Source organism: Dictyobacter aurantiacus, assembly GCF_003967515.1.
Classification (GTDB): Bacteria; Chloroflexota; Ktedonobacteria; order Ktedonobacterales; family Ktedonobacteraceae; genus Dictyobacter; species Dictyobacter aurantiacus.
In genome coordinates this window covers 1,917,232-1,931,212 of the sequence record NZ_BIFQ01000002.1, presented here as the reverse complement: position 1 = coordinate 1,931,212, position 13,981 = coordinate 1,917,232, and the positions used below count along the sequence as shown (strand labels likewise).

Below are 13,981 nucleotides of genomic sequence, written 5' to 3'. Positions count from 1 at the left end.
CAATTCCCGCAATACAACGTGTTATCAGCACGATGTTTCACATATGAAAGGGTTGGCATCATGGCAATAGAACAGCGGCAATTCAATCGCCAGGAACTCCTGACAGCACTAGAGCAAGGATGGAAGCAGTATCTGGCTCATTTGCACACGTTGTCCGAGGAAGAGCTCGTTCGCTATGCTCAGCAGCAGGGATACACCCGCGTTCAGGATGTTCTGGCGCATGTGATCGCGTGGTGGGAACGTTCAATGCACAGATCCCATCAGATTATCAACGGCCAGAGCGTTCCACGCACCAACGATATGGATGCATTCAATGCCGAGGTGGTGAAGCAGTACCAGCAATGGACTCGCGACGCCGTCGAGGCCAGATTTGAGGAGACGCTGGACATCTTTGAGCACTTCCTTAAAGAGCTACCCGAGCACGCATTTGAGAACGAACGCATTCAACTCTGGTTGAGAATCGACGCTATCGATCATTATGAAGATCATCGCTTACCCAATGCTCCCAAATTGCAGTTAGCGTAATAAAGGAGACAGCAAGTAGGTTTTGCTTGCTGTCTTCCTAAAGGAGATTAATTGCGTGGTGGACCCTGGTGAATGCGCTGGCGAACCTGCGCAAGTGTGTGCTGGGAATAGAAGCTTTCCAGCCACCAGGTGGCACCGGCTGCGGCGAATGATGCGGCGTGAGCTACATCCCTGGCCTTGTCCGTACCGCTGGTCAGCCCTCCGGCGACAACATCGAAGGCGGTCGCTTTCTGCGTGGCCTGAGCACGGATGTAGCCAAGGATCTCGCGGAAGTCATCTGGCGTGAGATCGCGGCCAGCCATCAGCGGGAAGACGCCATCCCACTGTGCAGCGCGGCGAAATGGCTTTTTGTTGGGCCAGTTGCCCGCGACCCAGATCGGGATGCGCGGCTGTTGGATAGCTTTGGGCAGAAATTGTACCTCTGAGAGCTGATAATGCTGTCCCTGATAGCTGACTTTCTCGCCGCTCCAGAGCCGGGTCAGGACCTCCAGGCTCTCATCAAGCATCTCGCCATGTACCCTGGCATCGGTAATCTCGCCGAATGCGCTATACTCTCCGCTGCGGTCGCTACCCAGACCAATACCAAGAATCAGACGCCCTCCCGAGAGCTGATCGAGCGTCACTGTTTCGCGTGCCAGCTTCCAGGGACGCCGGCGTGGTAAAGGCGTGACCATCGGACCAAGCTTGATGCGTTTAGTACGCAGTGCAATCGCGGACATCAGAATCCAGGGATCGGCAACCATCAGCGTTTCTGACGATCCAGCCAGCTTATAGTTAATATGGTCCCAGATAAAGAAGCCATCCCATCCCGCCTCCTCAGCCTCATGTGCCAGTTCGGCTACTACAAGAGGATCACTAAAAGGACCAAAGTGGGGAATATCGAGAGCAAATCGCATAGAGAGCATTCCTTTTTTTTATTTAAATATAACATTAATCCGAGATGGCCTGGTAGGTCATAGCCAGAAAATCTTCGCCGAGCTGCGTGTAGAATGGATTGGCACCCAGCATCTGAGGCAGAACGGTCGCCATCAACTGCTCCTGTGGATCGGCGATCCAGGTGGTACCGAATGCGCCCGGCCAGTAGAAGGAGCCTACGCTCGGTCCCAATCCGATGCGCCTGGTTCTGACGGCGACCCCATAGCCAAATCCCCAGTTGTCCCACATGCTCGCCTCAGGGTCCATATCATAGCGGTCAAAATTGGAGAAGGGATGCATATGTTGCTCAGGGGTGAGATAATCGGTTGTCATCGCCTCCACGGTCTTGCGCGAGAGGATGCGGACACCATTCAGTTCGCCTTTGTTCAGCAACATGAGTCCAAAGCGCTGGTAATCATCAGCGGTGGAGACGAGACCGCTGGCGCCAGCGGGAAAGATGGGCGGCTCGGCCCAGCCGGTGTTACGTGGATGATCCCGTACCTCTATGCCTCCTCCAGGCGCTGCCGCATAGAGCGTTGCCAGCCGGTCGCGTTTCTCTGGCGAAACCGAAAAACTCGTATCCACCATCCCCAGCGGCTCAAACAGGCTCTCGCGCAAGAACATCTCCAGCGGCTTGCCCGTGATTCTGGAGATCAGCACCCCCATGATGTCAGAGGACACCTGGTACATCCAACGCGTCCCCGGCTCATAGATCAAAGGGAATTCACCAAGACGAGCCATCCATGCTTCAGGAGCGAGGTACACCCTGTCGGGAATCTGCAGCGCATCAGAGGCGGGGGCGGCAGTCAACGCGAAGAGCTGAGGCCTCAGGCTGGATGCGCCCCACCCAATGCCGATGCGATACGTCAGTAGATCATGCAAGGTAATGGCGCGCGACGATGGATAGACGTCATCTGGTGAACCCAGCGGATCACGCATCACCATCCGATCCGCCAGCTCCGGCAGCCAGGTATCAATCCGATCGTAGAGGCGAATCCTCCCCTCTTCAACCAGGGCCAACATCGCAACAGTGATAATTGGTTTGGTCATTGAAGCTATACGAAAAAGCGTATTGCGTTTGATAGGGGTTCGCGTCTCTTTATCCTGCCAGCCAATGGTTTCTACATGGGCCTCCTCGCCGCGCCGATGGATAAGGGCCACGATACCTGCCATCTCGCCACACTCGACATAGCCCTGCAAAACCCGGCTCAAACGCTCCAGCCGCTTCTGTGAAAGTCCACTCTTATGCATGCACATACACCTCTTATGTTTTCTCATTCCAGGGTGATAAAAGAACAACCGCGCCCGTTGCTACCCCTGCGTCATACGTCTCTTTTATAAGAGAGTATAGCAGGAGAATGGCGACATCCTTATGTCATAATTAGAGCAATCACAATATATCCTTTATCCATATCAATGGCATCCTATTGGTAGGCATGCGTTCTCTCAAGAAAATTGAGGTTTTGTATATTGCAACCACTCACATTTATTACAGGCAACAAAGGCAAGGCGGAACAAGTAAGCTGGCTCTTACATGTTCCTCTCACCCACAAAAAAATTGATCTTCCCGAGATTCAATCGCTCGATTTAGCCACCATCGTTGCGTGGAAAGCGAAAGAGGCGTATCAGCATGTTCAATCTCCCGTTCTGGTAGAAGACACCTCGCTATGCTTTGGCGCGTTGGGTAAACTACCCGGACCACTGATCAAATGGTTTCTGGCGGAGTTAGGCACCAATGGACTATGCCGCTTACTCGATAGCTATCCAGATAGATCCGCTGAAGCCACGGTCATGTTCGGTCTGTATGATGGGCAAGCGCTCCACACCTTTAGAGGTTCACAAAAAGGTTCGATCGCACTGGCACCCCGTGGTCAAAACGGCTTTGGCTGGGACTCCATCTTCATTCCCAGCGGATCAGAGAAAACCTGGGCTGAGCTGACCATCGAAGAACAAAAAGAAGCATCTATGCGCAAGGCAGCGTTAGAAAAACTGCGAGTCCATCTCAAAAGCCTTTAAATATTGGCACAATGAATGCCTGGATGAAATGGTAGTTGATCTCCGAAAAAAAGGAGGGGTGAAGAAACACATGCGAAACCTTGAAGAAATCAACCAGATGCGCGTCGTCTATCAGATGCCCCACATGGAACAGGTTCGAGTGCGCAAAGATATTGTCTATAAGACGGTCGCTGCAGAAAAATTGCAGATGGATGTCTACTACCCACCCGAGATGGCATCTCAGACGCCTCATCCGGCGGTTCTCCTGGTACATGGAGGTTCGCAGGCAACGTCTATCAAGCACATTAAAGAATCTGGCCCGTATGTTTCATGGGGACAGCTCATTGCGGCATCCGGGCTGATTGCAGTAATGTTCAAACATCGTACAGATGAAGGCTATACCAGGCTCCATGACGCCGGCAGTGATGTCGATGCTCTTATTCACTATGTACGAGACAATAGTGCCTCATTGGGTATCGACGCGGAACGGTTGGGCATCTGTGCCTTTTCACAGGGAACCATTCATGGATTGCCTGGCGTCCTGCGCGATACTCCAGCATATATACGCTGTATCGTTGCCTACTATGGCGGCATGGGCCTGCTGAATCCGCGTTATTTTCACTTTCCAGTGGAAGAAGCAGAGCTAGCCCGCGAATTTTCGCCGGTCTATCATTTACGACAGGTTGATGCATCCAGGGTCGCGCCCATCTTCATCGCCAAAGCAGGCAAAGATCGCCCATTCCTCAATGAAGCGCTCGACGAGTTTATCGGCGTCGCCAATGAACGCAACATCCCTATCACCTTCATGAATCATCCCCATGGCGAGCATGGCTTCGATATCCTCAATGATGATGCGCGCAGCCAAGAAATCATCAAAGCCACACTGGCCTTTCTTGCCGAGCACCTGAAACAACAGGACGATATTTAGTTTGAGATCGTCCTGTTGGATTATACTGGTTCGCTCTGGTGCAAAAATTGTTGAAGCACATCAAGGTAGCGTTCGGTTTCTTCAGCATGCGCATAGTGGGAGCTTTCCATAAAGACAACACGCTGAGATGCTGCAATGCGCTCATGCAGAATACTGTCCTGTCCAACGGCGATGCCATCATGGGAACCGGCAGTAATCAGGGTGGGCAGGATGATTTTATGCAGCTGTGGTGTGATGTTCCACTCACGCAGGGCAGTGTTCCACATCCATTGATTTAATGTTACATTCCTTTTCTCAGGAGAGCGCGCTTGCAGGAGGTGGTCGGGCCAGGGATCGCACCGGCAGTAGAAGTGCCGGTCAAAATAGGCCAATGCTCGTTGACGGGCAGCATCCCTTTCCTCTCCCTGTACTTTCAGTAGCGTCAGGATATCGGCCGGTAACTGTTGCCAGATACGTTGCTGCCCGGCAAACATATGTTGAGCATCAGCTGGCGTACTGGCCAGAGTCAGACTGGCCAGCGTTTCTTGTTCGCGCAACGCATATTCAAGGGCGAGCATGCCACCCCAGGAATGTCCAAACAGGTGCACACGATCAAGTTGGAGAGCATCTCGTATCGCGGCAATCTCCTCAAGAAAGATGGAGATATCCCATGAGATGTCATCTGGCCGATCGGAGTTTCCACAGCCGAGCTGATCATAAAAAATAACCGGGCGACCAACCAGCGCCAATTGCTCAAGCGGCTGCAGGCTCTCATGCGGAATACCTGGTCCACCATGCAAGGCGAGCACCGGAACACTATCCGTCGAGATTGAGTTGATATCTCCCGCGATACGATACCAGGTACGATATCCTTTAAAGGGAATGAAGCCTTCACGGAATAATGGGGACGTAAATGTCATCATATCGGGGTACTCATTCGTGGGTAGATTCCAGAAGGATGGTCCAGCGCTCGACCCTGGCGATGCGCCTCACGCCTTTCACCAGCCAGGGATCATCGGCGAGACCGGCATCAAGGGCTTGTCTGCTTTCTGCATCAATGACGAGCAGCACTTTCTCTTCACCACCAAGTGGACCGCCGAGAACTATAAAGCCATCGTCGACAAGTTCATCCATCAATCGGGCATGCTCATCCCAATACGCCTGCTCACGCATCGGATACCTGGCATCCCAGTTATCACCACACTCCAGGGTTACCGCGAAATACTGTTTTGGCATCGACACCTCCTTGTCCGCGCAGTATAAGATCCTTCCTTAATAGTACCCCGGATACCGGTCAATCTTATTCCTATTTCACGCTTCTTACCACCAATGCAGCGTTTGACCGACTTCATCCACACAATCGTAGCAGACGCGGGTCGGATCAGTGTTCTCCCGCAGCCAGAGATAAAGGTACTTGTCCACTGGCTTGCCATCCCAGATAGTTAATGAGTACCCATCGTGCCGCAACAGCCTGGATAGATAAGGCCAGGAGAAGGGAAGCAATCTGGCGTTGATGGGAAACGTCACCTGCTCGAAGTCCTGGCAGAAATGGAGCATGTCGTCTATATTCTTCTCGGTCAGCGGTGCATACTCGTTGGTCCAGTCGGGAGACAGGATGCCCTGAGGATAGAGCTTTTTACAGGCGGCGAAAAAGCCCATGGTGTTAAACTTTGGCGGCATTCCATCGTTTCCTGGCACCACACCAGCGTTGAGCAGAACCGGCTGCTGTAAGCCGCTATCCCTCAGGCTCGTCAGGCAGGGAATGAGCACTTCCGGGTCCTTCAGATCCAGTTTAATCCCTTGCTGGGAGCTAGCCATGCTGTCGATAAAGGCATCAAAATGAAGATCACTATCCAGGGCCGGTGGATGGCCCAGCACGACCTCACCGTTGGCAGAAAGGATTACATCAACTTCTAGCATCATTATCTGCGGATTATTCAATGTCTCTCGCAGCCGCTGCTGGCTGTTGACTGCATGTGCCCAGGTAATATCACCCAGAACGTCGATGCCATAGTGTTCCTTTAAATAGATCATGGCGTCTTTCATAAGCATCTCACTTCTTTCCGTTGATCAGAAATCTTCGATAGTATATTCTTCTAGCTGCTGCTGCTTCCAGATACGAACCTGTCGGATATCCGCTTCACGAAGGATATCCTCAAACTTCGTGTGAGCCTGTCCGACCTCCTCTGGATAATGGGCATCGGAGCCACAACTGATAGCTGTACCTTGCAACGCACAGGCGCGCATCAAACGTCGAACCACATCGGGATAGGTTAGCACATCAAAGCCGTTGAGCTCCAGGGCCACGTTACAATGCGTAGCCTCGGCTGCCAGGCGTTCAAGCTCTTGATCAAAGGTAGGAGGGAGATAGGGATTGGTCGTTCGCATGCGTACCGGATGGCTCACAACCTGAAAGAAACCGCTGCTCACCGCCTCGCGCAGTAACTCGAAGTAGCGCAGCCAGAGGGCCTCGCCCTTCTCGCGGCCAAAATCTTCTTTCACGCGATCATAATGCAGTGCATCAACATCATGGATGGAACCAATCAAAAAATCCCACGTATAGCCACTCAAGGACGCCTGGATCTCCTCGTTCTTGCCTGGATAGAAGTCGACTTCAAGCCCCAGGCGTACATCAATATGTTCCAACCGGGCTGCCTCCAACACCTGCTGGCGGTACTCCTCCATCGGCATGATAACCCCTTCCTGCGGCATATGCGCCAGCACGGGACGCCCTTCGACCGTTTGAGAGATATGCTCGGAGATACCACATATCTTCAGTCCTCGCTGGTGAGCGGACCGAACCATGGCCTGAGCAGAAGTGTAAGAGATATGGTTATGAAAGTCAGAAATAATACGCATAGGTAATGTGATCTCCCTTCTGTACCAGGCTGGCCGCGTCCAGCCTGCGTTTCCAGACATTTTTTACAACATAGTATGTAAATATAATAGTAGCATTATGTAATGTAAAATTTTCTAGAACCTGATATAAAGATAGAGATATTCGCTACAGGCAGCGCTATCTCTAACGCCTCCATCGTTCTGGAAGTATTCTCTCATGCACAAAACAACACTCTGGCACAGCTAAGCAGCCAGTCCTGAGAGCAAGATGAAAGAAGAACATAAACCATCTATATGCTACACTTCCTGAAGTATTCACCCCAAATTCCTGTTCAGCTTGCATAGACACAACATTTTCGTGTATCTTCTATACAGCGATATTATCTATCTGCAAATACATAGATAGGGCCGATTGGCACAACTTCCGATTGACGCAAAGAAATCGAGGAAAACGAGCAAAAGTAAGTGCCTGTACCCGATGTAGACGAAAAAGTAGTCTTCTTTTTTACCAGGCGTATCACAGGTCACACTATCTCTATTAGCAGTTCCACATATTTGCACAGCCACCGTACTAAGGAGAAATCACATATATGGCACCGCAACCGATGCCTGGACCTTCTGCATCCATTGACTTTCTAGCGGGCGGAGGAGAGATGGGGGAACGCATACGTACCTTCGACTGGTCGTGTAACCCTCTTGGACCTGTTGAACAGTGGCCGCAAAGTCTAAAAACGGTGGTTCGTATCATGCTCACGTCCCGCCAGCCGATCTGGATTGGCTGGGGCCCAGAACTGATTAAGCTCTACAATGATCCCTACAAAGCCATTGCGGGAGGGAAACATCCGGAAGCATTGGGTCAACCCGCAGCGGTTGTCTGGCGTGAAATATGGGATGAACTGGGACCACGGCTTCGCACTGCGGTAGAACAGAATGAGGGCACCTATGATGAGGCATTGTTGCTCATCATGGAACGCTATGGTTATCCCGAAGAAACCTATTATACCTTCTCTTACAGTCCAGTACCAGGAGACCAGGGCGGCGTCGGTGGCATTATTTGCGCCAATACCAGCGACACAGAGCGTATCATCGGTGATCGGCAGGTAAAGTTACTACGTACCCTTGCCACCCAGACAGCTGATGCGCGTACCATTACCGAGGCCTGTCGCCTCAGTGCCGCCAGCATGGAGCAGAACCTCCATGATATCCCCTTCGCCATGATTTATCTGTTCGATCAAGAAACACAATCAGTGAACCTGTGCGGCACCTCTGGTATTTCACGCGACCACCAGGCCGTACCGGAGACCGCCGAGCTCGGCGCTCCCGGTCTCTGGCCTTTCGCCGATGTACTGAGAGAACAGAAAATCTGTGAGATCGATAATTTGGATCACCTGAGTGATACCCTGCCTACAGGTGCGTGGAAGCGCCCACCACGTCAGGCCGTAGCTATCCCCATTGCTCCCTCGGGCCATACCGGGAAAGCGGGGGTATTAATTGTTGGTCTCAATCCTTTCAGACTGTTCGATGAAAACTATCAGGGATTCCTCAACCTTGTTTCAGGCCAGATCGCGGCCAGTCTCGCCAATGCGCAGGCATACGAGGAGGAGCGCAAACGCGCGGAAGCCCTGACCGAGATTGACACGGCCAAGACCGTGTTCTTCAGCAATGTCTCCCATGAATTCCGTACCCCCCTCACGCTGATGCTCGGGCCCATTGAGGATATGCTGTCCGAAAAGCACACGCTTTCACCAGAGCAGCGCACGCGTACCGAGATCTTACATCGCAACGCCCTGCGCCTGCTGAAGCTCGTGAACACCCTGCTGGATTTCTCTCGTATCGAAGCGGGACGCGTCCAGGCTGTATTTGAACCAACCGACCTGGCAACCATGACCACGGATCTCGCCAGCAGCTTCCGATCCGTCATAGAGAAAGCCGGCATGACGCTGACGGTGATGTGCCAGCCCATGGATTCACCGGTATACGTAGATCGCGAGATGTGGGAAAAGATCGTCCTCAACCTGCTGTCCAATGCCTTTAAGTACACCATGGCGGGGGGGATCACCGTAACGCTTGAGCAGCACAATACGCATATTGAGCTCGCGATCACAGATACCGGCGTGGGCATTCCTCCAGAGGAACTTCCTCATATATTTGAACGCTTCCATCGCATTAAGGAGAGTACAGGGCGCACAATCGAGGGGACCGGCATCGGACTTTCCCTGGTGCAGGAGCTGGTCAAGCTGCACGAGGGAACCATCAACGTAACCAGCATACCCGGCCAGGGAAGTACCTTTACCGTCTCGCTCCCGCTGGGAACGGCCCATCTGCCACAAGATCGCATCGCCGCCACGCGCACACTCGCATCCACAGCAGTCAGCGCGGAACCCTACATCGTCGAGGCCTTCAGGTCACTGGCCGGTGAAAACGAGTTCGTCGATGTGCAGTTAGATATAGTCCCTTCGTATGACGGTGGGCAAACAGATCATGATGCACAACCATCAACGGCACAGATACTCTTCGCAGATGATAATGCCGATATGCGCGACTATGTCAGCCGGTTGTTAAGCCCTCACTATAGCATCCAGGTCGTGTCAGATGGCCTGGCAGCATTGGCCGCGGTGAAACAACACCGGCCGGACCTCGTGCTGTCGGATGTGATGATGCCGGGCATGGATGGATTTGAACTATTACAGGCACTGCGAGCAGATCAGGAGACAAGAACTATCCCCGTTATCCTGCTTTCCGCCCGCGCAGGCGAAGAGGCGAAGATCGAAGGGATGGAGGCAGGAGCCGACGACTATCTAATCAAGCCTTTTAACGCGCGAGAACTGCTGGCCCGCATCCGCGCACACCTGGAGATGGCACGTATCCGCAGAGAGGCAGATGAGCGCGTCAGAGCCGAGCGACAACGTCTGCATGATCTCTTTATGCAAGCGCCCGCGATCATTATGATACTGAACGGGCCCGATCATATCTTTGAACTTGCCAACTCATTATCTCTACAGCTACATGGAATACGCCAGCCCGTTATTGGCAGACCGATCCGCGAAGTCATCCCTGAACTAGAAGGGCAGGTCTTCCTGAAACTACTCGACTCGGTATATCAGACCGGCCATGCCGCTCACGGCGTTGAGGTTCCAGCCCAGATTGATCGCACAGGTGATGGTATGCTGGAAAAGTTGTACTTTAATTTCGTCTATCAACCTTCCTATGATTCACAGGGAACTATTGATGGAGTTCTTGTACATGGCGTTGATGTGACTGAACAGGTCCTGGCGAGACAGCGTAGCGAAGAGCTATCGCGGCAGAAGGATGAGTTTATTGGCGTTGCCAGCCACGAGTTGAAAACGCCCGTGACCAGTTTGAAGGGCTACGCGCAGTTGCTGGAGCGCCGCTTCCGCCAGGAAGGTGATGAGCGTTCAGCTACCCTGTTACAAAAAATGGATGCGCAGATTAACAGGCTGACAAACCTGGTGAGAGATCTACTCGATGTGACACGCATTGAGGAGGGACAGCTGATCTTCCATCCCTCTTCCTTTGAGATGAGCCCCCTCATCAGCGAGATCGTTGAGGATATGCAGCGAGCGGCTCCTAAACATCACATCATACAGTATCTAACCCCTGGCATCACCATCACCGCTGATCGTGAGCGCATCGGACAGGTGCTTATCAATCTATTGACCAACGCGGTAAAATACTCCCCGCAGGCCGATACCATTGTGGTAAAAACACGGTGCACGGACGATGCGGTCATCACGTCGGTACAAGATTTTGGCATCGGCATTCCCACCGAAAAGCAACTGCATCTCTTTGAACGCTTCTACCGGGTCGAAGGAGAGAGCCAGTTCACCTATCCTGGGCTGGGATTAGGCCTGTATATCTCGTCAGCCTTCATCACGCGGCATCATGGCTCTATCTGGGTTGAGAGCAAGCCAGATGAAGGAACGACGGTATCGTTTTCCCTCCCCCTGCACCAGTCTCCAACAACAATCAGGGGCTAAAGAAGGTACCTACTCGTCTACATGCATGAGCTCGTGCAGGCGAGTAGCCGCTTGATCGCGCGAAATCCTATCAGCCAGTAAGGCATCCAGGATCGCTTCAATTGTGGCCTCCTGTGGCCCCTCACGACCCATTTCCGGCGCCAGGTTCAATGGTTGTCCAGGTGTGACAGTCACAGCCTTCTCCTCCAGTGGCGACTCGCTCCCCTGGAACAGATGATGGCGTCGCGCCGTTGGCAGATAGATGCCTACCAGGACGGCGCCAACTAGAAAGGCGCTCAGCCATCCCTGTGCCACCAGTTGCCAGTTCGGCACAGCCGAGCCGAGCAGTGCGGTCACGCCAGTATACAAAACGACGGCCAGGCCAATCGCCCCCGTCAGGACCCCTGCTCCCATCAGGGTGAGCACATAGCCACGACGCGGTCCCGCGATCAGTTCACCATCCCCCCCTTTAGAGACGTTGCGCATATACCAATCTATCAAGATGTAGCCAATCCCGCAGAGCACCAGGGCCCAGGACTCAAACCACGCCTGATAATCTACTCCCACGCCACCGGTTGGGAAGAGGATTTTCAGCGCATTGTCCAGCAATCTGCCTAGCCCCCACCAGAAAGCGCCAGCCATAACAGTTCCCACGATGGCCACGATCGTCAGGCGTAGCACCTCCAGATGCATCAATCCCTGGCGTACACTCCTGTTCAATGACCAGGTATAGATGCCAATGAGAAGCATCCCCAGCAGCAGAGGTGAGATGAAATCAGAGCTTCCCTGGGAGCTAAGGACCGCATCCAGAGGAAGAGGATCTCCGTATCCCAGGCGCAACAGGGCCACAATCGCCAGCGAGCAGCCGCGCAGCAGGAAAGCCATACCACAGGCCAGACCCAGGCCATGAAAGATCAGGCGTGTCGCCAGCGATCGATCCTGGCTGGCCGTCCAGCTATAAAAGAGCCAGCTTCCCACGATCCAGAGCAGGGTGAGCATTAACCAGAATGGATTGGCAGGTTGGCAGGAAGAACTTCCCTCACACTGGACAGCTCCATGGAAGAACACAGTATCGATCACATATCTGATCGTGGGTTGCAGGATAAAGAAAATGATCACGATGAGCAGCAGAACAAGTTGCACGCCGAAAAGGTGAATACGTTGAAAGACACGCGCGGGTCCGGTTGGCCCACTGGTACGCCGACGCTCAAGATGCACCAGACAAGCCAGAAGCAAGCATGAAAGAGCAGCCGCGCAGATGAAGGTCAAACCACTATAGGAGGTTGTGGCCAGCCCCGAGAAGGTTATAGCCAGCAGGGGAACACCAAAGGCCACGCTTATCCCTTCGGTCGTATTCAAGAAAAAGGAGCGTATCGCGCTATGTGCAGCTTGCGGCTCCTGCCGGAGATCATGGCGAAGAAGCCAGTAATGCAGGCCGCCCAGCAAACCTGCAATCAGAAAAGCCACACAGGCATAGCTCAGGGCCTGTACAAACTGCGCCTGCGTCGGAATATTCTGATAAGGTCCGCGCAAACCTGTAAATGCGAGGCCAGTTGAGAGCAAGGAACCAAAGGCACTCACCGCAAAGATTAATAATGCCGCTGTAACCGCGTAGAGGTAAAAACGATAAAGGCTGCGGGTCATAGTAAACCCTCCTGTCTGCTGATTATGTATAGCAACCCAGGCTGCAACAGATTGATAATAAAATGGATCAACCTGCAACCGCACCTGGGTGAATGCGTACACTCTACGCTTCTTAGCATACAGTCTGGTGGCACAGAAGGGGGTGAGTCAAATGCCCCATTTTTGCTCTAGCCCTGCAGTGGTAGATGCTTAACGAGAGCACTTTACTGAATGTCTTAGCAAAGCTATCCCTGCACCCCCATGGTCATTGGGATAAGAAAGCCAGCACTGCGCTGGTGAAAACTTCTGAGAGCATGATGGTGTAATGGTTGGTATCGGGGATTTCTACCACACGACTGCCTTTGATCATGTTTTGCGCTCGTTCAGCCTCATCAGCCGTCAGGATGATACCCCGGGTAGGTGACAGTGTCCCCAGGGCGGCACGCGTGATGAGCGTCGGGGCCTGGATGCGCGGTAAAAGTGCGTCGGCATTCATGCTCATGTTAACGGTGATCTCTTCCTCAATGGCCGCTTTGGGAACGCGCGAAGTCACCGTTCCATCAGTGTGGACTTCGGCATCGTAGCGATAATAATTCTCCCAGAAAGGATCCCACTGATGAACAGGTGTTTGTTGCCGTTCCGCCAGATACGCATTGAGTGAGGGGTATACCTGCCCCAATCGTTGCAGTGAGGCCCCGATAGCCTGGAGTGCGTCCTCCGGGACCCGTCCGCCCGCGTCCACCAGGACAAGTCGTCCCAGGCGTCTAGGGTGGACTGCGGCAAAGAAATATCCGATCTGAGCACCCAGAGAATGGCCGATAAAATGAACAACTGGTAGGTTCAGCGCGTCACAGAGTGAGAGCAGATCGTTGACATGATAGGGCATGCCATAACCATGTGGAGGTTTTTCGCTCAGACCACGTCCGCGCAAGTCCGGGGCAATGGCGTACCACCCTTGACTGGCGAGCACAGGTCCAAACTGTGCCCATTCCTGGCTACTGGCGGTCAGACCATGAACAAGCAAGACCGTTCGTTCAGGCCTGGTAAACTCCCCCCAGGTCTGATACTGTAAGCTAATTCCATTGATTTGCACCTGTTGAGTCGACATAGCAATATTCTCTTTCTGATATTTTTCGTGAGGAGAGAAATGCACACCAGGCATCCAGCCTTGATGCGAATGGAAGCTCGTTGCCGGCACATC

At 53.0% G+C, this 13,981-nt stretch carries 12 protein-coding genes; 4 read left to right on the top strand and 8 right to left on the bottom strand.

Features of this window, described 5'->3' with window-relative positions; genetic code table 11:
- The first annotated feature begins 60 nt into the window (after window positions 1-60).
- The gene (locus tag KTT_RS32555) at window positions 61-525 is read left to right on the top strand and encodes a ClbS/DfsB family four-helix bundle protein (RefSeq protein ID WP_126601872.1); all 465 of its coding nucleotides are present in this window, start codon (window positions 61-63) and stop codon (window positions 523-525) included.
- Window positions 526-572: 47 nt separating this feature from the next.
- On the opposite strand, the gene KTT_RS32550 is transcribed toward KTT_RS32555, so the two are convergent.
- Together KTT_RS32550 and KTT_RS32545 are read right to left on the bottom strand one after the other, a co-directional pair.
- Window positions 573-1,421 (bottom strand): LLM class flavin-dependent oxidoreductase, encoded by an 849-nt coding sequence (locus KTT_RS32550; RefSeq protein WP_126601870.1) that lies wholly within the window; start codon window positions 1,419-1,421, stop codon window positions 573-575.
- Between the two features lie 34 nt (window positions 1,422-1,455).
- Window positions 1,456-2,691 (bottom strand): serine hydrolase domain-containing protein, encoded by a 1,236-nt coding sequence (locus KTT_RS32545; protein ID WP_126601868.1) that lies wholly within the window; start codon window positions 2,689-2,691, stop codon window positions 1,456-1,458.
- Window positions 2,692-2,910: 219 nt separating this feature from the next.
- Here KTT_RS32545 and KTT_RS32540 point away from each other — a divergent pair, with 219 nt between their 5' ends.
- Entirely contained in the window at window positions 2,911-3,456 is a 546-nt protein-coding gene (locus KTT_RS32540; RefSeq protein WP_160146295.1) for a non-canonical purine NTP pyrophosphatase, read from the top strand.
- A gap of 70 nt (window positions 3,457-3,526) precedes the next feature.
- Window positions 3,527-4,363 carry an alpha/beta hydrolase gene (locus KTT_RS32535; protein WP_126601864.1) on the top strand — a complete coding sequence of 279 codons (837 nt, stop codon included), beginning with the start codon at window positions 3,527-3,529 and terminating at the stop codon, window positions 4,361-4,363.
- A 20-nt stretch (window positions 4,364-4,383) separates the two neighbouring features.
- Here the strand turns inward: KTT_RS32535 and KTT_RS32530 are convergent, their stop codons facing one another.
- From KTT_RS32530 to KTT_RS32515, 4 genes are all read right to left on the bottom strand, one after another.
- Complete coding sequence (locus tag KTT_RS32530) at window positions 4,384-5,265, bottom strand: proline iminopeptidase-family hydrolase (protein ID WP_126601862.1); 882 nt, start codon at window positions 5,263-5,265, stop codon at window positions 4,384-4,386.
- 10 nt (window positions 5,266-5,275) lie between these two features.
- Window positions 5,276-5,578, bottom strand: coding sequence for a YciI family protein (locus tag KTT_RS32525; protein WP_126601861.1), 303 nt, complete (start codon window positions 5,576-5,578; stop codon window positions 5,276-5,278).
- Between the two features lie 84 nt (window positions 5,579-5,662).
- A complete protein-coding gene (locus KTT_RS32520) occupies window positions 5,663-6,394 on the bottom strand; it encodes an FAM151A/B family protein (RefSeq protein ID WP_126601860.1) in 732 nt (243 codons plus the stop codon).
- An 18-nt stretch (window positions 6,395-6,412) separates the two neighbouring features.
- Window positions 6,413-7,201 carry a PHP domain-containing protein gene (locus KTT_RS32515; RefSeq protein ID WP_160146294.1) on the bottom strand — a complete coding sequence of 263 codons (789 nt, stop codon included), beginning with the start codon at window positions 7,199-7,201 and terminating at the stop codon, window positions 6,413-6,415.
- A gap of 569 nt (window positions 7,202-7,770) precedes the next feature.
- Between KTT_RS32515 and KTT_RS32510 the strand changes: the two genes are divergently transcribed.
- Window positions 7,771-11,178: an ATP-binding protein gene (locus tag KTT_RS32510; protein ID WP_218031067.1), complete on the top strand. Its 3,408-nt coding sequence runs from the start codon at window positions 7,771-7,773 to the stop codon at window positions 11,176-11,178.
- A gap of 9 nt (window positions 11,179-11,187) precedes the next feature.
- On the opposite strand, the gene KTT_RS32505 is transcribed toward KTT_RS32510, so the two are convergent.
- Together KTT_RS32505 and KTT_RS32500 are read right to left on the bottom strand one after the other, a co-directional pair.
- Window positions 11,188-12,801: a hypothetical protein gene (locus KTT_RS32505; protein ID WP_126601857.1), complete on the bottom strand. Its 1,614-nt coding sequence runs from the start codon at window positions 12,799-12,801 to the stop codon at window positions 11,188-11,190.
- A gap of 244 nt (window positions 12,802-13,045) precedes the next feature.
- On the bottom strand, window positions 13,046-13,888 hold the full coding sequence (locus KTT_RS32500) for an alpha/beta fold hydrolase (protein ID WP_160146293.1): 843 nt from the start codon (window positions 13,886-13,888) through the stop codon (window positions 13,046-13,048).
- Window positions 13,889-13,981: the final 93 nt, after the last annotated feature.